General features: G+C 59.5%; 25 protein-coding genes. All 25 read right to left on the bottom strand.

Annotated elements, in window-relative coordinates; all coding sequences use genetic code 11:
- Window position 1: 1 nt before the first annotated feature.
- Entirely contained in the window at window positions 2-3,103 is a 3,102-nt protein-coding gene (locus QQL85_RS08940) for a host specificity factor TipJ family phage tail protein (protein ID WP_284355731.1), read from the bottom strand.
- Entirely contained in the window at window positions 3,075-3,476 is a 402-nt protein-coding gene (locus QQL85_RS08935; RefSeq protein ID WP_105948382.1) for a hypothetical protein, read from the bottom strand. Before QQL85_RS08935 ends, QQL85_RS08940 begins: the two co-directional genes overlap by 29 nt.
- Before the next feature lie 58 nt (window positions 3,477-3,534).
- Window positions 3,535-3,894 carry a hypothetical protein gene (locus QQL85_RS08930; protein ID WP_105948381.1) on the bottom strand — a complete coding sequence of 120 codons (360 nt, stop codon included), beginning with the start codon at window positions 3,892-3,894 and terminating at the stop codon, window positions 3,535-3,537.
- Window positions 3,895-3,958: 64 nt separating this feature from the next.
- Window positions 3,959-4,444, bottom strand: a complete 486-nt coding sequence (locus QQL85_RS08925) for a DUF1833 family protein (protein WP_284355732.1) — start codon at window positions 4,442-4,444, stop codon at window positions 3,959-3,961.
- The gene (locus QQL85_RS08920) at window positions 4,441-7,839 is read right to left on the bottom strand and encodes a phage tail tape measure protein (protein ID WP_284355733.1); all 3,399 of its coding nucleotides are present in this window, start codon (window positions 7,837-7,839) and stop codon (window positions 4,441-4,443) included. The genes QQL85_RS08925 and QQL85_RS08920 overlap by 4 nt, the downstream gene beginning before the upstream one ends.
- A gap of 42 nt (window positions 7,840-7,881) precedes the next feature.
- Window positions 7,882-8,022 carry a hypothetical protein gene (locus QQL85_RS26640; RefSeq protein ID WP_349816500.1) on the bottom strand — a complete coding sequence of 47 codons (141 nt, stop codon included), beginning with the start codon at window positions 8,020-8,022 and terminating at the stop codon, window positions 7,882-7,884.
- Window positions 8,023-8,129: 107 nt separating this feature from the next.
- A complete protein-coding gene (locus QQL85_RS08910; protein WP_033698153.1) occupies window positions 8,130-8,459 on the bottom strand; it encodes a hypothetical protein in 330 nt (109 codons plus the stop codon).
- Window positions 8,460-8,499: 40 nt separating this feature from the next.
- The gene (locus tag QQL85_RS08905) at window positions 8,500-9,003 is read right to left on the bottom strand and encodes a hypothetical protein (RefSeq protein ID WP_105948376.1); all 504 of its coding nucleotides are present in this window, start codon (window positions 9,001-9,003) and stop codon (window positions 8,500-8,502) included.
- A 55-nt stretch (window positions 9,004-9,058) separates the two neighbouring features.
- Complete coding sequence (locus tag QQL85_RS08900) at window positions 9,059-9,445, bottom strand: DUF3168 domain-containing protein (protein ID WP_284355734.1); 387 nt, start codon at window positions 9,443-9,445, stop codon at window positions 9,059-9,061.
- Window positions 9,438-9,938 carry an HK97 gp10 family phage protein gene (locus QQL85_RS08895; protein ID WP_284355735.1) on the bottom strand — a complete coding sequence of 167 codons (501 nt, stop codon included), beginning with the start codon at window positions 9,936-9,938 and terminating at the stop codon, window positions 9,438-9,440. The genes QQL85_RS08900 and QQL85_RS08895 overlap by 8 nt, the downstream gene beginning before the upstream one ends.
- 3 nt (window positions 9,939-9,941) lie before the next feature.
- The gene (locus QQL85_RS08890; RefSeq protein WP_019471621.1) at window positions 9,942-10,112 is read right to left on the bottom strand and encodes a hypothetical protein; all 171 of its coding nucleotides are present in this window, start codon (window positions 10,110-10,112) and stop codon (window positions 9,942-9,944) included.
- Window positions 10,113-10,120: 8 nt separating this feature from the next.
- On the bottom strand, window positions 10,121-10,447 hold the full coding sequence (locus tag QQL85_RS08885) for a phage head closure protein (protein ID WP_284355736.1): 327 nt from the start codon (window positions 10,445-10,447) through the stop codon (window positions 10,121-10,123).
- Entirely contained in the window at window positions 10,444-10,785 is a 342-nt protein-coding gene (locus tag QQL85_RS08880) for a head-tail connector protein (protein WP_284355737.1), read from the bottom strand. The genes QQL85_RS08885 and QQL85_RS08880 overlap by 4 nt, the downstream gene beginning before the upstream one ends.
- A gap of 4 nt (window positions 10,786-10,789) precedes the next feature.
- Complete coding sequence (locus QQL85_RS08875) at window positions 10,790-11,317, bottom strand: hypothetical protein (protein WP_284355738.1); 528 nt, start codon at window positions 11,315-11,317, stop codon at window positions 10,790-10,792.
- A gap of 47 nt (window positions 11,318-11,364) precedes the next feature.
- Window positions 11,365-12,546 (bottom strand): phage major capsid protein, encoded by a 1,182-nt coding sequence (locus tag QQL85_RS08870; protein WP_284355739.1) that lies wholly within the window; start codon window positions 12,544-12,546, stop codon window positions 11,365-11,367.
- A gap of 2 nt (window positions 12,547-12,548) precedes the next feature.
- Window positions 12,549-13,406, bottom strand: a complete 858-nt coding sequence (locus QQL85_RS08865; RefSeq protein WP_284355740.1) for a head maturation protease, ClpP-related — start codon at window positions 13,404-13,406, stop codon at window positions 12,549-12,551.
- Between the two features lie 16 nt (window positions 13,407-13,422).
- The gene (locus tag QQL85_RS08860; protein ID WP_086975819.1) at window positions 13,423-14,721 is read right to left on the bottom strand and encodes a phage portal protein; all 1,299 of its coding nucleotides are present in this window, start codon (window positions 14,719-14,721) and stop codon (window positions 13,423-13,425) included.
- A complete protein-coding gene (locus QQL85_RS08855; RefSeq protein ID WP_284355741.1) occupies window positions 14,714-14,875 on the bottom strand; it encodes a hypothetical protein in 162 nt (53 codons plus the stop codon). The genes QQL85_RS08860 and QQL85_RS08855 overlap by 8 nt, the downstream gene beginning before the upstream one ends.
- Window positions 14,872-16,551: a terminase large subunit gene (locus tag QQL85_RS08850; protein WP_284355742.1), complete on the bottom strand. Its 1,680-nt coding sequence runs from the start codon at window positions 16,549-16,551 to the stop codon at window positions 14,872-14,874. Before QQL85_RS08850 ends, QQL85_RS08855 begins: the two co-directional genes overlap by 4 nt.
- 3 nt (window positions 16,552-16,554) lie before the next feature.
- Complete coding sequence (locus QQL85_RS08845) at window positions 16,555-17,055, bottom strand: terminase small subunit (protein WP_284355743.1); 501 nt, start codon at window positions 17,053-17,055, stop codon at window positions 16,555-16,557.
- Window positions 17,056-17,212: 157 nt separating this feature from the next.
- Window positions 17,213-17,551: an HNH endonuclease gene (locus tag QQL85_RS08840; protein ID WP_284355744.1), complete on the bottom strand. Its 339-nt coding sequence runs from the start codon at window positions 17,549-17,551 to the stop codon at window positions 17,213-17,215.
- Window positions 17,551-17,874, bottom strand: a complete 324-nt coding sequence (locus tag QQL85_RS08835; protein ID WP_010952643.1) for a phage holin, lambda family — start codon at window positions 17,872-17,874, stop codon at window positions 17,551-17,553. The genes QQL85_RS08840 and QQL85_RS08835 overlap by 1 nt, the downstream gene beginning before the upstream one ends.
- A gap of 125 nt (window positions 17,875-17,999) precedes the next feature.
- Window positions 18,000-18,188 carry a hypothetical protein gene (locus tag QQL85_RS08830; protein ID WP_284355745.1) on the bottom strand — a complete coding sequence of 63 codons (189 nt, stop codon included), beginning with the start codon at window positions 18,186-18,188 and terminating at the stop codon, window positions 18,000-18,002.
- A gap of 257 nt (window positions 18,189-18,445) precedes the next feature.
- Entirely contained in the window at window positions 18,446-18,997 is a 552-nt protein-coding gene (locus QQL85_RS08825) for a hypothetical protein (protein ID WP_284355746.1), read from the bottom strand.
- Between the two features lie 153 nt (window positions 18,998-19,150).
- The gene (locus QQL85_RS08820) at window positions 19,151-19,540 is read right to left on the bottom strand and encodes an antiterminator Q family protein (protein ID WP_284355747.1); all 390 of its coding nucleotides are present in this window, start codon (window positions 19,538-19,540) and stop codon (window positions 19,151-19,153) included.

Here is a 19,540-nt window from a genome sequence, read left to right as displayed (position 1 = left end):
CTCAAGCATCCTCGGGAGCAAAATTGTCATCGTCTGCGTAGACGCGAACGTCATAGTTGATGGCCTCCATTTCCGCCGAGTAGTCACCTGGCTCTATTGAGGTCACCAGAACCGGGTAGCACCACCGTGTCGAAGTCCCGAACAACAAGTGAGGAGGCGCAATCTGCTGGGAAAGATCCGGCACAAAGTCGATAGATTGGATCGCGATGCGGTAGTCATCTATTCGATAGGCAGCCCACGGGCCGCTGATCGAACCGTCTGGCCGGCGCACTGCAAGAACATGTGTCTGCCCTTCACTCCAAGTAAAAGCCTCGCTGCTTTCGATCACTACCGGACCCTCTCCTACGGAGAAGTCCGTCATGATGGATGACTGCGCATAGCCAGGAATGTCATCGGCCACCGCGTCATAGTTGAGATAACCGCTGTTCAGCGCGGAGAGCTCAGTACCCCAGCTATAGCTTTTGTTCTGATAGACCTGGGCCCGCCGCTGACGCATGCCGTAGCGCCAAGCACGGTCACGATCTGTGACCCCGTCGAGCGTGATTTCCTTGACCGTCTGAAAGGCGTCACCTGGAAGTCTGCACTTCACCGTTTCTTCAGCCCAGGTCCTCTGGTCCCGGAACTTGATAGAAACGCCATCAAAATCATCAGGCGCTGGCAAGGTGAATGAGCGCTTGAGCGGTCCCGTCATGTTCTGTGGCGTGTACATGTTCTTGATCTGGCTGCGCGGCTCATCTCGTACCGGAGTTATCCGGCCTCGCTCAAGCGTGAACTCTGCAAAACCTGCCTTGAGCGCATCGTTTAGCGCCTCCTTGACCGTCCCAGCCTCCTCCACGGAAAAGTCGAAGTAGTCCCCACGACTGTGCCAAATGGCGCCATACCGCACGAACTCTTCTATATCTACATCATCATCTGTGGCGCCAACCGACTTCGAAACATAGGACGCCCACGGCGCGATATCGCGGGTAGCCGTTGGCTCCGACCAGGCGCCATTGACCAGGACAGGAAGCTTGCGAGTGGCTATCAGTGACACTTGGCTCTCGGACTGAGCCGACAGCTTGGTGCCGCCGCACGCGTACACCGCTATCGTGGTGACTCCCTCATAGCGCAGCGGAGCTTTATCAATGCGAGCCCTAAGCCCATACCACTGCACACGGTCTTGCTGATTGCTGTCCGACGATTCCTCACCGATTCGACGAACCCTTATCTCCCCCCTCATGTAGGTAGGAAAGTTGATTGCCCGGGTGAACGCGATCTGATCTCGGCGAGCCGCCTTGAAGGTCCAGAAAACGCTTGTCCACTCCCCGGCTGTGTTGATGTCGCGATACTGGGCCTCGACCTTGACGGTTACTTCAACCTGACGTCCCTTCTTCGAGTAGGCAATCAGCCCTGCCGGGAAGAAGAAGTCCAATTCAACGCGACGGACAACCTCATTCTCCGGGCAGACTGCGAACGAGCCGGCCCAGTCGCCTTCAGTTGTGGAAGAGTCCAGCACAACCGATACATCACTGGTTTGCATGGCGTCGAAGCCCAGCCAGTCATCGTCCACTGCCCCAGTGTCAGTCAGCCGAACGACCGTGATTGCCGATGGCCCGTGGCTCTCATCCGCTGGAGTGTTGCCATCATCCTCCACTGAGTCATCGGAGACTTCAGTTATCCGGTAACGCAGCCCTCTATAGCCAATCGTGGCAAGCAACGATCCTGGCTGCAGCCCCACCGCCGGAGCGCCACCGTCGTAAGCCATGGTCATTCGGGCGTACTGCCCATCCGTGGCCGTCTCTGTCTTTACGCCCGTGACGAACGCAGGGATCGAGCCGAGAATGTCAGTGACAGAGCCAGTGACAGATAAAGGCGAACCAGTGAAAGGCGCTGCCTGCTCAGCAATGCGCAGCCTCCCGGAGGAAGCACTGGCCACCAGACCGGTACCGGACAGGGACGCGCTGACCGCAGAAACCAGGCCGGCAAGGTTTGCAACGTTGGTATTCAGCGATACCGGAAAGCTGCTCACTCCTCGCGATACGGTGAAGCTCAGCGACACCACATCGAAGTTGAAACGAGCAGGCGCCGCGCTTCCGGTGACCATGGATGCGTTACCAGGCACGGCTGGAGTACCGGGCACCTCAGGCTCGTAGCTCGCAACAATATAGTTTCCAGCATTGGCGCCCGCGATCTCGATCCGCATACCAACGAATGCTTGAAGCATGGGGAGATGCGGGCCGCTGACGATGGTCGCACTACCATCAACCGGGGCGGTGAAGGTGTACGGATAGGTCAGCTCGACGCGCGCAATCATGCCGCTATCCCAGCCAAACGGGAACCATCCCGCACCCTCTGGAACGCTCAGCACCAGATCAGCCGCCAGCAAAGCATTTCCGCTGAACTGCTGTGCTACTTGAGTGGTGTTGGTGAGGGTAAGTCCACCAGATCCAGTATTTGTCGCACCGACTTCGGTCGAGTTATGCCACCACAACCGGGCTGACTCGTCGGCCAGTGACTCACCAGGTCCGTATACCTTGTATCGCGCAGTGCTGCCGAGCGAAGCCAGGGTGGTGTCGCTGAACTTGACGTCAGTGGCGTTGATCTCGAACTCGCCGACGCCAACGCACAGCAGTAGCTCAACCCATTGTTCCGTCTCGTTGACGAAGTAATGCCGAGGCGGGACCAGGTAGTCCGGAAAGATGCGAGTCCTGCCTGCAACCTCGCGTATAACATCGCCCACTTTGACCTGGTTGCCCGTGGTCTTGGCCAGGTTCAGATTCTGCCCCGACCGCCCCCGATTGCGCGGGGTAGACAATGGCCTCTGCGTCATCATGACCACGCCGACAGCAACCACTGCGGCAACAACGGCCCACACTGCGACCTCCAAGCCGGTACCTTTCGGTTCCGGGTAGATCCTCACGGTGTCTTGGGGTAAAAATTCGGTTTTCGCCCAGCGCTCAGGATTGATGAACACCCCGTTCAGCTCGACGCTTATAGGCGGTGACTGCCGGGGCGTATAGCCTGGAACGTTCTGAAAAAGCCAACCCTCAATGGTCATAACCTGATCAGTCCGGTGACGCTCCAGGGGAGAACCCTCAAGCTTGCTCGGGTAAAATTCGATCACGGTGGTAGCTCACTTTCAGATACTGGTCTTGAAAACGCCGTAGCGGTTTGATGGTTGCCCCGCTGGGCTTCATCTCCAGGCCGTGCAACCGACCTTCAACCTCAACGATTAGCGCAACGTGGATGCAGATTTCCCCTCGCCAGATGCAGGCAATAGCCCCTACTTCCGGTTCGCAGCGTTCCATGGCCGATGACTCAATATTTACGGCCCGGGTGAATTCTTTGGGCATGGTGTTACGGACATACCCCCAGCTCGGCAGCAGCGGCAAACCATAGACCTGATGACGTACTAGCCTGGTCATGCCCCAGCAATCGAAGCACGCAGGGCCGCGCCCGCCATCTTCGTAGGTGGCCTCTAGGTACTTATCGAACATTTCCAACACCCAATAAAAAGCCCAGCACGATGGCTGGGCTATTTGGAGTAGTTTCGACCTAGGCTTTGGATGCACATCCAGGCTGCGTCTGGTCGATGATCAGATCACCTTCGACCCGATAACCGATCATGCCGAAAATGAAGGAGTGGTTGACTGAAGTCATAACCACATCGCTCAGGCCGACAGCGCATCGGTCTTTCTGGATAGCGTCATCCATAGCGGTTTTAATGTTGGGAAAGCCCAACGGGAAGAGGATCACCGGGTAGTTATCCTCGCCAATGACCCGCTTACCCTTCACGAACTTGGACGAGTTCAGGTTGTAGTTTTTGGTGCTGGCAACTGTCATATCTGCGACGCGCACGGTACAACCAGACGCGAGTACAGCGCCCATCAATGCAACAAACAACGCTTTTTTCATGGCTTGCTCCGTTCAGAAGCGCGGAACTATAACAAAACGCCATCATCTGAAGCACGCCTGCAAATCAGGTGTAGCGGAGCGCTGGCACGAAATCCAAGGTGTACTTACGCCTTGGCCAAGCCAAGTTGACGAAGTCGAAGTAGCCGGCTTGCAGCTGAACGGTGGCCCCTTCCATGAAGCCGCTCAGCACGTTCATGCGGTATGGCTTCTCAGCCGGCGCTGACAAGTCAGATGACAGGTAAGTGCGGAAGATCATGTTGATCTTTTGCCTGGCTTCCAGCGCCTGATCGATAAGTTGCTGAGCAACGCCAGTCACGTTATCGATCGCGAAAGTCAGCGACTGGTTGCCGCTGTTGTCACGCTTGGGCAACGCAGCGTCGAAGGCAGCCGCTGTGAACGTCGCCAGAACGCCGTCCTCGGTCGTGGCCACCAGATCTTCAAACGCTGAACAGATGTACACGGGGCCAGGCCAGGAAACGCAGCGGAGCTCAATGGTAGGGATAATCCAAGCCCTGCCCCCGGAGGCATACAACGTTGCAATTGCTGTCATCGCCCTACCCTTTTCGCCCCGTAATACTGCTCATATGCCTTGGCCAACTGACCACCCTGCCTGATGTTCGCCACGCAGATATCCAAGATCTGACGGCCATCAGGGCCAGTGGAGTGCTGAACCTGCCCCGCGCGGCTGGCGTCCTCGTACAAGTTGACGTTCGGGGGCAGCTGCGCCTGGGGCTGAGCACCGCCGACAGAATCACCTCCATCGGCAGAGCCGACCGAAGAACTGCCTGGACCGCCGATAAAAGCAGCACGCCCATTGCTGATGGCCTCAAGAGTGCCAACTCCTATCCGGGCGGTTGCTTCTGCGTCAAAGACGTATTCCCCCCGGTGGACCGGGCCTGCGACTTCGTCTCGACGACCGTTCCCGGTATAACCACCCTCCATGAACCCCGCCCCAGACATCGCTGTCATCCCCACAGCCGCAGCCAGCGGGTTAGCAATAGTCAGGGCAGTCGCCATTGCGCCAGGCGCCAAGGCGGGACCGACAATTGGAATGGCGGCGGTAGATGCAAAGGCAGCGAGGCCGGCCTGTAACGCGGTTGCCTGGGCATTCGCGCTCATCATCCCAGCAGCACTGAGCTGGGTCGTTTTCCCGACGAGCATCTGCACGCCCTGGTAAACCAGCCATTGCGCCGCCATGTCGGCCAGCGCGTTGAGGACAGATTCTGCGAACCCGCCCAACATGTTGTTCAGTGCATCGCCAGCATCTTCCGCTCCGGTGGCAACATCCTTGAGGAACGTGCTCAGTTCACCCCTGGCGCTGCCGAGGGCGCTGTTGGTCAAATCGGCAGCCTGGGCTGAGTAGTTCTGTGCCTCGTCGGCAAAGTTCGCCCACGCTTCGCGAACGCCGTTTATCCAGTTGGACTGCTGCTCGTCGATCGCCGCATAGTAGTTCTGCTGAGCTTGCAGCCTCTTGTCGAGTTCCTCCTGGAGGACCTGTGTTTCGCTCGCATACAGCTCCGGCTCAATCTGCCCGGTGTTCCGCTGCTCATTCAGGGACTGGAGGTCTTCGACATACTTCTGACGCAATGCCAACTCAGACCGCATACGGTCGCGGGCCTTGTCCCCCAGGCCAACACCGGCCAGCTCTTGGGTATAGCCATTTACCGCCGACTGCGTGCCGGCCTGCTGAGCAGCCTTGAAAGCGCTGAGCTTTAGATCGTCTTCGTTGGCCTTCTTGATCTTGTTCAGGGTGTCCAGCTCGGCGGCCAACTCAAGCAGACGCTTTTGCTGGGCTTTCGACAGATTGCCGAGCTTGCCCTCCTGAAGCTCGAAGGAGAGTTTCGCAACTTCCGTGGCGTTCTTCTGCTTGTCACCAGTGGTGTTGATCAGCTCGATCTGGCGCTTGTAGCCCTCTTCCGCCGCCTTGAAATCCGTCAGCTGCTTCTTGGCAGCCTGCTCAGACTTTGATTCCCCCTCGCGCTTGGACTTGTTCGCCTTGTCATTGGCCTTTTTCTGCGCCTCGATGGCGTTAGCTGCCGACAGGATGGCCTGGCGATCTGTTTCGGTGAGGTCCGCATTCTCGGCGATGTAGCGGTTCGCGATCTTGATCGCGTCATTGTTGTCTTGCAGGCCGCCGAGCTGCTTCTGCAGGGTTTCCAGGTAAGTCTGGCCAGCGCTGCTCATGCCGCTCTTCGCGGCATTGTTCGCTTCGGTCGCGACTGTGTTTTCTTTGGTGACCCCAGTGAGGACACGCAAGGTCTCGGCAATCAGGCCTGAGCGCTGATCTGCATCGCTGACGGCGCCGGCCTGCGTGATCCAGCTCTGCAACGTAGCCGCCGGTAACTGCAGGCGATTACCCACTTCCTTGAGGATCGGGGCAAGGTTGGCACCAGAGGAACGAGCCTCGTTCAGCCGATCGATGATCCCCTGGTATTCGGCAAGCTGCTTGTTGTACTGGCCGCCCGAGTCGCGAACAGGAGCTGTCACTGTCGCAGAGCGTATAGCCTGGGCAAGATCTCCGTAGGCATCCTTGACCTTGTCCGTAGCGTTGATCTGCTCCTGATGCCATTTCACCAGGGCAGCTTCGCGCTGGTCCTGGTTGAGCTTCTGGAACTCCTCCCGCAGTTGGGATACGGGCTTTTGCATGTCCTCCAGACTGACCCCAGCCTGGTCCGCGTTGTCACGAAGCAAGAGGAAGCTTGCCGCTGCGGTGCCGGCGAGGATTGCCAGCCCCATCGGACCTCCCAGGCCTGCAAGCAGACCTGCCGAAGCAGCCTTCAAGCCAGACTGAGCGGTTGCTACAGCGGTGGTTGCTGCGGCCTCCTTTGTCCGCGCGGTCGCTAGCTGAATGGACATTTGGGTCTGAACTGCGGTGCCTCGCGCCGCAATCGCTTCCCGCTCAGCGAGAATGGTAGCCGTCTGAGCCTTCCGCTGATCTGCTATCGCCGCCTGCAGTGTTGCCTCAGCCTGGGCAACTCGTGCGGCCCGGTCAGCCCGCGCTGCCTGCACGGCCAGCCCAGTTTTCACAACGTAGTTGGTCAGCGCAGCTGCACCGACGCCGCCCATGGCCACGGCCACAAGGTCCACGTTGTCAGCCAACGCAATCAGCACGTTCGCAAAGCCTGCGACTATGCCGGTTTGCTCCTCCATGCCGCCCAAGAACGCCTGAATGGCGTTGCTGATGTTCACCATCGCGTCCTGCACGCTGGTGGACATGTCGGCCGCAGCCTTGCGGTTGACCTCCACGGTGCGCAGCAGGCCAGTGTTGATGTCTTCGAGCGACAGCTTGCCCTGCACGCCGAGCTTTCGGATTTCCTCGGCGCTCTTGCCGGTGGCGGTGGCAATCGCAGTGACGATGGTCGGCATGGCGTCCTGAATGGAAACCCAGCCATCCGCCTCTACCTTGCCGGTCTGCAGCGCCTTCGAATAGGCATCCAAGGCCGACCCGGCTTTATCTGCAGCAGCGGCGTTGGTCACCAGCAGAAAGCTGAAGCTATCCGTGATATCCAACGCCTCTTGGGTGTTAAAGCCCAGGCTACGCATAACGTCAGCAGTGCGGATGTACAGCTCTTGCGCCTCAGCCAGAGGACGGTAGGTTTCCTGCGCAGTTTGTAGCAGGTGATCCTGAACCAGCTGGTACTCACTTGCGCTACCAGCTGCAGCCTTCATCCGGTCAGACATCTGCCCGTAGGCATCAACTTGCTGGATGATGCCGCCGATCAGACCGGCGCCGGCCACTGCCGCAAAAGCGCCGCGCATGAGAGTACCGGCTTGCTGCGCTGCTGCGCCTGCCCGATCAAAAGCTGAATCGACCTTAGCCAGACTCTGGTTAATCGCCTGGGATGACCGCGCGACCAACTGATCCGCATTGGCCAACTCCCGACGCAGCTGGGCGGTGGTCGCCTCGATCTGGACCAGCATTCCCTGGACCTGTTGGTCGGCCATGTAATTCTCCAGAACGAAAAACCCGCCGGAGCGGGAATTGAGTTACTTGCCTCGGCCCGTAAGTGCCTGGCGCAGCTTGTCGGCAACTGCCGAGGCGCCAGGTTTCTGCTTGGCGCCTTGGGCTTTCCCTTTGCCGAAAGGGTTGGTCATTTGCGACCATTCGAGCCGGGCATCAAGTGCCATGAAAAGCTCAGGCAGCGGCGTGCACCAAGCAATATCCGGCGCCCAGCCCAGCCAACCCGTAGCGATCGAATAAAGCCGGTCAACGTAACTTCCGTCTTCGATGACGCTTACGCCGTCCCGGCTTGGTCGTTTCCCGGCTCTTTGCCGCGTGGGTTGTACAGCGCAACCAGGTAGGCGTTCAGCTGCGTCGACACATCGAGAACGCCGTGCTGCCAGACTTGCTCTGGCACTGCCTTGGCGGCCTTCTCGTCAAGGCCGGCGCCGGCCACCAGGATGGCAGCGCAACCGTCGACGCTGAGCGAGTTGATCGCCTGGGAAGCACCGCGCAGGCCACCAAAGCGGCTCTCGATCGCCCGCACAGCCTTCAGGGTTGGGGTCAGGGTGAACTCTTCATCACCCAGCTTGACGGTAACGGTACCGTGCAACGTGTTGTTCATTAGGCAGGTCCTGTGAGGCCGGGGCCGTAGCCCCGGGCACTTATGGGGTTACAGGGGCCGGCAGCAGCTCGAGGATTTCCGAGTTGATGCCCAGGGTGATGTTGCGGCGGACCACATTGTCAGCGGCACCGGCGGCCACGGTGTTGTTCATGACCTTTGCCCGGTAGTAGAACGTGGTCGGGCTGATGGCCGGCGAGGCATCAGGGTCGCCGTCATTCAGGGTCACCTTGATGTTGTAGTCACCCTTGCTGCGGTCTTTGTGAGCGGTCTTCACCGCGTTCTGGCCGGCGTCACCGTTATCCAGGCCCACTGTGAGGGTCATGTCGCCGGCGTCAGCCGTACCCTTGTACTTGCGCACACGGCCATCCTCGAGCGACGTGAAGGTCACGCTGCTGAAGGTGTCGCCGAACTCGCCGAGGTCTTCGATTTCACCAACGCGCACATAGGTGTCGGCCTCGAACTCGGTTTTGGTAGTCGCACCGGTCTTTCCGCCAATGAAGAGGCGGCAGCCGGCGGCTGTATTGAGGTTGTCTTCTGCGGGCATGGGTGATCCTCCAAAGCCATGTTGGATAGAAGCCGCAGCGCGGCCAGTGGTTGATTTAGTGGGTGGTGATCACGCGGACGGTGATCGAGCCCTGATAGGTGATGCCGTCGGCATCACGCTGGGCGTCGGCCTGCTCGACCCGAACGGAGACGGCGCGGCCGACTTCCAGCGGCAGCCGGCGCTCATCCAGGGCGGCGATAACCTCGCCGTTGATGCGTTTGACCTCAGCTTGACCCACTGCATCGGACCAGACGGACAGGTACAGCAGCCGTGTTTCGCGCTTGCGGCCCGAGATCGGGCTTCTGTTGACTGAGACCTCCCGGTCGATTGAGACGTACGGCATCTCGGCGTTCAGCGGCGCGCCGTCGTAGATCGGGCAGCTGACCTCGGCCTGGAGCCTGGCAAAGATGGCCTCCTGCAAGGCCAGTGATGGATCAGCCATTGCCTACCCCCTGGCTTGCCTTGCGCAGCGTGCGGCTCACGGCGGCCTCGATGTCAGCCATGACATACTCCCGGTTGACCTGGATAGATGGACGCAGCCATGGATGGGCCGGCCTGGCCGGGATATCCGGGAACTTGCCGAAGAAGTGGGTGCCGTCGCTTTTGTTGGTGACACGCCGGTTGCGATCACCGGCCCGCTTGCCGCCGGTATAGCCCTTGGTGCCGTACTCGATGAAGCGCAGGTAAAAGAACCGCCGGTTGTCGCGCTTGCCACGAATGCCGATCTGGGCATCTAAACCGCTGGGCGAAACGTAAACCCTGAGCGCTGCAGCGGCCGCTCCGGTGTCCTTGGGCATCAACTCTCGCTGGGTTTCGAGGATGCGGTTCGCGGCCTCCAGCATCGCGGGCTGCAACTCGTTATCCATCGTCTTGTGAATGTTGCGAAGCGTCCGGCGCAGCCGGATATCGCCGCGAATGCTCGACCGGCGGGCCATACCCTACTCCTTGGCCGGATCAGCCTTCGCGGGCTTCGCAGCCTTGTCGGTGACGGCTTCGGCGTAACCGCGGGCAATCAGGCCCTCGCCCTGCTCCTTGGTCACTTCGAACTCTTCGCCCTTCTCGCGCTCACCAGATGCGCCCGTCAACGGGCCCAATGCTCGGATTTTCATGTTCCACCTCATGGATTTGGGACGGATGAGCACAGAAGTCTCATCAGCGTGTTTTCGTTATCAGGCAGAACCGCTTCTACCTTGTAGGTGACCCCGCGCCGAGTAACACGCCAGCCAGCCACAATATCGGCCCGGGGTCGGGCAATGATCTCGGCAGTGACGACGGCCTGCAGCTTTTCAGCAATCGGCGCGACTCGACCGGTGGGAGTTCGGAGTTCGCCCCACATGTCAGGGCGTACTGCTGGCAGCCACGTCACCGTGGCGCCCCCTGATTTGTTGCGTTCCTCCTGAGGGAAGGACACCTTGAACAGATGACGCAGCGGTCCGGCCCTCATACCCCCCACCCAATCCGATGTGGAATCAGGAGTGCCACCGATCCTCTCGGAATTTCAGTGGCGATGGTCCCGGTCACAACGTCCTCACGGTTGGCATAAAGGTGGCCGAGGATCAGCAAACAGGCTGCCTTGATCTGCTTGTTGCAGACCATGGGAGACTCGCCAGCATCCCCGGTGGCGACTGCCTCATCCAGCGCCTGCTGGTCGACGTAAAAGTGGCGGTTCAGATAGTCCATGGCCTGCCCCTCTGCTGCCTCGATCAGAAGCTCCAGGTACTCGTCATCATCGTCAGGGTCTCGCAGGTGATGACGGGCAGTGGTCAAACTGATCACCGGCATGTCTTCACTCCTTCAGCGGTTCGAGCGATGCCAACTTTCGCCGCACAAGCTCCTCTGCGTGCCTGCGTGGCACCACATAGGCCGGACCGCCCCGGCGGCGCAGCTCGCCCTCATCCATGTAGGACCGCATCGGGTAAATCTGAAGAGTCACTGGATTTGGGTTAGCTGCAACCAGATCCTCTGCAGCTGGCTGGTCGGTATCGTCGCCAGCCTCGATCACCGTCGGCCCGCCCTGGCCTTCACCGACCGATGGCCCCGCTTCCGTAGCAGCAGCTCCGGCACTGGCGCCCAGGTCGCCTGCAGCGACGCCAGATCCGGCCCCCGACTCTTCCGGTGCTTCTGGCGGTGTCTGCTCTGCGCCCAAGCCTGAGTCAGCTGCGGAGGCGCCCGCCTCGCCAGGATTTGGCGAGGCGACTTCACCAGGCGAAAGGGACAATGCTCCATCTTGAGGCTGGCTGCCGCTCGATTCAGTGGTCGAGGCAGTATCCTTCGGCTCAACCGTGGACTCTGGTTTTTCCTGTTTACGTGCCATGGGAATACTCCTGTAGGGCGCCATTCCTGACGCCCCAGCGCAAGGAATTAAGGAGTGATCAGCGGACCAGTAACGAACGCTTCATCGCGGTAGATGGCGAAGGCCAGGCGCTCTTCAGCACGAATCGTTGCCATATTTTTCTCGAAGTCATCACTGTTCTCGGTCGAGATCAGCACTTCGATTTCCATGCGGTCGAAGATCTGGGCGCCAAGCTTGAACGCACCGACGAGGAAGTCGTTCTGTGTCATGGCCTGGGTAGAAACCACAGGGCGATTCCAGAGCTTCGCGCTGGTGCCTTCCTGAGGCTGGCCGATGATGTAGCGGCCTTCTCCGTCCTTGGTCAGCTCAATAGCGGCCCAGTCGATCGGGTTGAGCACGATGCCGTCGGATGGGAATTCGGCCAGTTCGGCCTGCAGCAGCGCCAGGCGCAGGCGGTCAATGCGCTGCTCGCCCACTACGGCTACGCCAGCCGGGGCGGCGTACAGTTGAGCAACGGTCATAAGGCCTTGCAGGTTCACGCCGGTGCCATTGCCATAAAGCAGCTGAGCTTCTTCCGCCATGTTGAGGCCATAGCGTGCACGACCGTCGATATAGCTCTGGAGTGCCTTGGCATCGTCCAGCATCTGGCGGCTGGCTTTGAACAAGTGGGCGATGGTCCGCACGTTCGCAGTGGTCAGGCCGAACGTCAGGTCGGAATACGGCTTGGCCGTGGTCTCCGCCACAGTACGGGCGTTGTTGGTGAAGCCGGTTTCACGCACGTACTCGATGGAGTTCGATTCGGTGGTGCCCGGTGCAACCAGGTCGCGTACGGTCAGTCGGCGTTGAGGCGGGGCAATGATCCCCGGCAAGCGCTGAGTCTGCACCAGGTCACCGCCGGTTGCGGTGGTGATCGCCGCGCGCGGCACGGAGACACGACGAGAGCCGCGGAAGGACGAGTTCATGTCCTTCATTTCCTCGCTTTCGATCACGAGGGCACCTACCGATTTCTGCGGTTCCTCCTGATGGTTGCGATCCCGGCTTGCGTTCACCAGCTTCTGCTCGGCCTCGCCGAGGCGGGCGTTCAGCTCGCCCTGCTTGGTCAGCAGCTCGTCGACCTTGGCGCGGGTTTCGGCGTTCATCTCGCCGGAGGCCTTGATCTGTTTCTCGGCCGCCTCGCCTTGGGCTTTGATCTTGTCGCCAATAGCCTTCAGGTTTTTGTTGAGTTCTTCGACTTGGGCTTCGTAGCTCATGGTCATTTTCCATCCAAAGAATTGAGGAGATTGGTTGCCGCGCTCAGAGAGGCGGAGAGGTCTGGCGCGAAAGCGCTGGGCTTATCGGACGGGGCAGCGTTATGCGTGCCCCCGCCGGCAGCGCGAGGCATGCCGGACTTGAAATTGGCGAACAACTCGCGGCGCTCGGAGCGAGTCATGCCGCCCTTGGCCAGGGCTACATCCATGGCCTTGAGCGCATTGGCCTGGGCGGAGTCTTCGGTTTCGCGCTCGGTAACCTCAGTGGACGACAACAGCCCAGTGGCCAGACCAAGCTCTACGGCACGCTTGCCGCGGATGTAAGTCTCGTCGTCCATCAGCTCGGCCATGTCTTCAGTCGACTGCCCGCTGGTCTCGGCATAGAGGTCAGCCATCGCCGCATCGAACTCCTCCATGTCGTTGGCAATGTCGCGGAGGTAGTTGCGATTGCCGGCGAGCCAAGTCCAGCAGTTGTGGATCATGAGGAAGGCGCTGGTGGCCACCTCTCGCTTCGTCCCAGCGAGGAAAACAATCGAAGCAGCGCTGGCCGCCATGCCGAGCACCTTGGTGGTGACCTGATGGCTGTGCTCTTGCAGTCGGTTGTAAATGGCAATGCCTTCGAACATGTCGCCGCCTGGCGAGTTGATGTAGACGGTCACATCTCGCTCACCGATGGCCCGCAGAGCGGCATCGATTCGTTTCAGCGTGACGCCCTCGCCGTACCAGTCTTCACCAATCACCCCGTACACCGTGATGGTGTCCGAGGTGTTTTCAACGGCCGCCTGGATCGCGGGATTCCATTTGTCGAGCGCGCGCGGGCTCATCTCGCTGCGCAGGCCGCGAGACTGGATCTTGTGCTTCATGGATTACTCCCGTGATTTACTTTTCCGGCTGTTGGAGCCAGTTCATCAGAGCGGCCCTTGCGGCCTGGCTATCGTTTTGCTTGCCCAGCTGGTCAAGTGGCACCAGGTTGGATTGCACGGTCAGTACATCGCCACCCGGCATGCTCGGAAGGTTTTCTTTCCGCCGACCCTCGTTTCGGGTCATGTAGCCGTTCTGCCCCATCGTGCTGAGATAGGCCGCCCGACCGGCGCTGTCCGCACGCAGGAACGCTTCAAGTGAGTACTCGGCGTAAAACTTGATCCGGTCAACCGCCGTCATGCACCACTTGTTCACGCACTGCTCGATCGGCGCCGTGAAGGACATGATGCAGTACGTGAGAAACGCAATCTGCTGCTGCTCCAGGCCGGTGCCCCAGTTGCTGCCCTTGTCGGTCTTCATCACCATCCAAGGTGGGACGCCGAACCAGCGGCAGATTTCCTCGATGCTGTGCCCTCTCGACTCCAGCAGCTGCGCATCAGCAGGGTTGATACCGATCATTTCAGGCTTCACACCTTGCTCAAGCACAGGGCTCTTGCCGGCATTCAACGCCCCGGAGATCGTCTTCACGTACTCACGAAACTCGACGCGCTGAGCGGGGTTTAGCGTCTTGTCGACCGAAAACGCGACTGTGGGCATCATGCCGTTGCGGAACGTACTGTTGGCGGCATCGTCTGCAGACATCGCAGAACCGAACACATCTGCGCCGTACCGAATAGCAGAAAGGCCGACTCGCCCATCCAGGGTGAAGGCTGGGATGTGCAGCATGTCCTGCCGCTGGATCTCTCGGCGGGCTCCCTTTCGGGGCCTAAAGAAATACCTGAGTCGTCCATCGTCGTCGAACTCAAGGTCGACTCTCGACGGCATCAGGAAGTCCAGGGCGATGACGCGCCCGGCAGAGCGATGGATCTCGCAGTAGGCGTTACCCCACAGCAGCATCGAGGCGACGACTGCCTGCCAGAAATGGAAGGCAGCCATGTCTTCGTTGGGGCTGTTGTGCACCACATCGTAGAGCGGGAAATCGCGGGCACTCTCTCGGCTACCATCGGGCATCCGCCGGTAGATGCTCAACGGCAAACCGGCTACCGAGGTCGAGATGATGCGGACACATGCCCACACGGTGGACAAGCGCATGGCCTTGTCGACGCTGACTGACTTACCACTACTGGACTGGGCGCCGTTAAAGGCACTCCAGAAACCTCCATCCGAAAGCTTGATAGTCTTGCCCAGCCATTCACTCATACTGGCTGAGGGCTTGGTAGCAGCAGCGCCTAATGCCTGGGATAGGGTTTTAATCACTGACAAGCCCTCTGCGGATGAAGCCGGCGATGCAGAAGAAGCTCAGTGATCCCGCCAGCAAAGCCCACCCGGTACCAGCCAACAGCCAGACCCCGCCGCATGCAAGGCAGAAAGCGACCACTGCGCAGCCGATGAAAATATGGAATGCGTTCATGCGATCAGTGGGTCCCGAATACCAGCCATGAAGTTGTCCATTCCCCCGCGACCTTCTGGATTGAGGCTGAGCAGTGAAACGGCGTTGAATGTGGCCATCAATGGGTCAATCTTGGCGGTGCCCGAGGCCTGTTTGTTGATCAGGAAGGCGTTAGCCGACGGCACGCCTTTGGCATTACCGCATGACCAGGCCATGAGCGGCTGACCGCAATGCAATAGGGTGCCTTCCGCCAGTTTTCTCTCTGTCGTCTTGATTGCACCAGTGAGCTTCCAGCCCTGTGAGATACCGACGATCTTGTCTTCCTCGACACCGACATCAGCCAAGGCGTCCAGCACAGACCCGATGCCAGCCGGGTCGAGCCCAACCTTGTCCAGTAGGCCCGTCTCATTGATGCGTGCCACGATGGCTGCGAACTGCTCAACGTCGTCGCCGATCCTTTTCACGATGGTCAGATCACCAGCTGACTCGAGGTCTTTCAGTCGTGGTGCTTCCGACTTGCGCCGTTCAAGCACTGAAGGGTGGGCCCAGGCATGAGCCCAGTGGAACCACCTACGCGACCCCGTCTCCCGCCCTAGGACTGCTAGGCCAAGCAAATCGTCAAGACCTCCACCGTCACCGCCAACATCGATCACCTCACACCGCTTCAGTATTTCGTCCAGACTGAGCCAAGTAGCGCCTTGGGGCTCCCAGAACTCAGCACCGACCCAAGCGTCGGACATCAGGGCAAGGCCGATCTCAATGTTCAGGTGCTTAGCCAGAAAGCCACGCAGCTCTGCTTCACCGTCGATCTCCGCCTGCATGAACAACCGCTCAAGCGTTGGTCGATCCACCGAGAACCCCATGTTGGGATTCACCAGGTGAAAGTTCTCCGGCCTGCGGGCTGCACCGCTGTCGATCATCTCCTTCGAGAATTCGTAGATGATCGGCAAGAAGCGATTGTCGTTGATGCGACCATCGCGCACGCCGCGGGCATAGTTCAGCTTCGACCGGAACACTCCAGCCGGAGGCTCGTTCGATTGCGTGGTCAGCCAGATGACGAAGCCTTCAGGCCTGGACAGCAGGCCGCCAGTGGCCTCTCGAATCATGTCAGCAGCTTTCGGGTTTTTGCCGAACAGCCAGGCCTCATCGATCAGCACGCCAACGGCCTTCTTGCCACCCACCACGTCACTGTCGGCGGCGACCACCTTCAGCGTGGCGCCGGTCTCACGGTGAGTGATCAACCGAAGATGGGGCTGCACATGCAGCAGGTCCTTCAGCTCATCGTCGTTGTTGACCATGTCCTTCGCCGGCACGAAGGCGTTGTCGGCAATCTCTTTAGTCGGGGCGAGGATGATGAACTCGGCTGACATGCGCCAATTTCGGACCAGGGCCGTCAGCATGATCGCGGCGGCGATGGTCGACTTGCTGTTCTTCTTCGGGATGCAAAGCATGAACTCCCGAATGAGGCGCTCACCGGTCTCGCTGTTGTAGCTGCCGAACACAGCCCCTGCGAAAGCCAGTACCCACGGAGCACATGCGCTTTCAATGGTTGGGCTGCCTGGGGCATCGACAATGCGAAGCCCCTTGAAAACCTCAAGACTCTCTTCGGCTTCCTGGGGGAAAAGCGGTTCAGGGATGATTGATTCGCTGGCAGCCAGGCGCCGCCACCAGTCTGGGCAGGCCGTAGTCCAAAGCATGTGTCACCTCTTGACGACAGTGAGGGGTGGTTTGCTCTGAGAGTACTTGCCTTTGCTCGCCTCCTTCGCGGCCTCCGCCTTCTGCTCCTTCTTGCCCGCCTCAGCCTTCTTGCCGTGGATATAGGGCACAGCGGTCTGCGCAGCGTTGCGCCGGTCGAAGACTTTCGCCCGGGGCTCGTTCATCAACGCAAGCAACCAGACCAGCGGATCATCAGTGGATGGCAGGCAGCTTAGGAACTCGCCGTCGGCTTCGTTGAGCTCGGCAATGTCCTCTGCAGGCTCACCAACACTCGCTTTGCCTCTGCGTTTTTTCGGCTCAGGGTTAACACTGAGCTCTGCCCGGCGAGCCAGGATTGCCGAGGCAATCTTCGGATCTTTGGACCATCGAGAACCGGCTGCAGCAGCCGTCGAGGGCTTGCTGCCTGCGGCTTCCGCCGCTTCCTTGTTTGACGCGCCCCGGGCCTTAGCGTCAACAAACTGTCGCTGTTTGTCTGTTAACACCATTAACAAAAACCTTTAGGGGGGAGAAAAATGTCTACATGGGGTCGGTGGCGGTCTAGCTAGATGAGAATCCCTAGCTTTTGCCCCCCTACCCCTTTCGAAGCACGTCACTGTCGTGCATCTAGGTCGTCGCACTGGGTTTCGGCGATCCGCTGACGTATCAGCCTCCCAGCCCCGCCGCCTCCTCGGCTTGCTTGACGGAATCGTGGCAAGGCTTGCAGAGGCTTTGCCAGTTGGTCTGATCCCAGAAGAGAACCGTGTCTCCACGGTGAGCAATGATGTGGTCGACAACCTTGGCCGCAGTTGTGCGGCCGTTCCGCTCGCAGTAGATGCACAGCGGGTTCTCACGGAGGTACTGCTCTCGCGCCTTCTGCCACCGGTAGTCGTAGCCACGCTGGGAGCTGGTCCTGCCACTCCGCCAGCTGCCAAGTGTGACCACCTTGACCCGCGCCCCTGCGCTCTCCTTGATGCGTGAGCCGAGCGTCTTGAGCCTGGCCATCAGCCTTGAGCCTTTCGAGACAGGAACAGGTCGGAGTAGCCGCGAAGCTTCTCCACACCCATGAAGCCGACCATGCCGCCAGCAAAGGTGGCCATGCCCTGCGGCAGCCCCATCCATTCGAGCAGCGGCACAAGGGCCAGGGTAATGAGGCCGCAAAGTGCGCCCTCCAAGAACATCTGCCGCCGAGTGCCGCCGCCATACACTACCCGGAGGACGGCGATCGCGACTGACAAGCCAGCGGCATACAGCTGAGGCTGATGGGCCAGCACCCAGGTGAGTACAGCGGCCCACAGGCCAGGATCCTTCTCGGGCATGTTTGGCATCTCGATTCCTCCCTTTTGGGGAGCGGAATAGGTTCGGCCCCAACAGCACTCCCAGCTCGGAGCGATGGGTGTGGTGGAGCCGAAAACGAAAAGCCCCGGCGAAGGCCAGGGCTGGGTGTGTAGGGTCAAGCGCGCAAAAGGCTGATGCCCTTGCCGCGGCGCTTGTACTTGAAAAGCTTGATCAAATACATCTTGCGGGCAGGTCTGACACGCGCCCCTTCAACTGGCTCCGCGAGACTGAGCTGGCCATGCAGCTCGTCGATCAAGCACAGGAGGTACTTGTGGCGGCGTCGATATTCGTGGAAAGCATTCATGTGCTTCGCCTACCAGAAACGAAAAAGGCCCACCGAAATGGCGAGCCCTTGAATGGGTGCGGAGGGCCGGAGCTTTCCCGGCTTGCTGGTCTGGATCGCTGGGTCACATACCCCAGACTCTCATCGCGTTGTCCATCAGTGACCGCACGGGTTTGACTGAACGCCACTACCGACTTAGCCCAGCTGCCTGGGCGCGTCATCCGCATATACGAAAAAGCCCAGCGCAATAGCTGGGCTTCCTTTCAATACGTCGATTGTTAACACAGGTCTTGCATTTCAGGCACTGCAGGGTGTAGCTGGCCTGTGCTCTTGTACCCAAATTGAAGAACATCAACATGAGAATCGCGGATATGGTTTAACCAGAGCGTCAACGAGGCTACCTCAACGCCCACCTCAGATCGATGAGCGTCCAGCTTCCGACGGTTCTCTGGCTGGTTGAAGAGCTCGGCCAATCTGTGGCCAGACCGCTCATTTGCGACTTTGAAATACCAGCAAGACTCACCCTCTACATCTACAAACCACCCAAGCGCGGTTTCCTCTGCCTGGTAGCGTTTGAGGAAGTGCACATGTAGATCACCAGCCTGACCAGCATCCGCTTCTCTACCCACCGAGACTACTGGCACCGCCCCCCTTGCAACGGCAAGGAGCTTATCCTGAAGCCTCACTCGGATTTCTTCGGTCTGCTCAGCCGTGAGAGAGATAGAGCAAAGAGGAAGCCCTTTCGTAACCCCTTCCAACTCTCCACCTTCTAACATCGCCGTAAGCGCGTCAAAGAGCGTATGGACTTCGTCTGCAATTCCGTGATTCATCTATAGGCACTCGTTCCATTGAGCCTAGAGAATGATCTGTCGTAACCCAAAACGCAAAAACCCGGCTCACTGACCGGGGTTCGTATGTGTCGCGTTGCTTGCAAGCTGGACACGCTGCTATGAAAACAGGTGTTTATCCGCGCGGAAAGCTTTTTATGCGGCCTCGCGCAATTGCTCCAAAGCGCAATCGATCCAGGCCACTCCTGTGTTGATCAGCTCGCGTGCCTTGGCTTCACTCATCTTGTGCTCGTGAGCGATCCGCAGCGCCGGCCACTTAGCGCCGAAGTACAGCCAGACGAAGCCTCCCATCTGCAGGTTGCGCTTGTTCAGCCTGGCTACGGCGCCGTCCACCGCAAGCGCTAGGTCGTCCGTGATTACATATTGCTTGAGCCCGCCTTCCGCTGGGGCGTGTTCCTTCATAAGCGCATACAGCGGGCAGACATACTGCGGCACGCCCATGCCATCCATGCGCCACCAGCCCCATTGCTCGAGCATGTACGCTGTGTCTCCAAGGGCCTTGTCTACGTAGGTTCGTTTTTTCAT

Source organism: Pseudomonas putida (assembly GCF_030159595.1).
Taxonomy (GTDB): Bacteria; Pseudomonadota; Gammaproteobacteria; order Pseudomonadales; family Pseudomonadaceae; genus Aquipseudomonas; species Aquipseudomonas putida_AC.
This window is presented reverse-complemented; position numbering and strand designations above follow the sequence as displayed.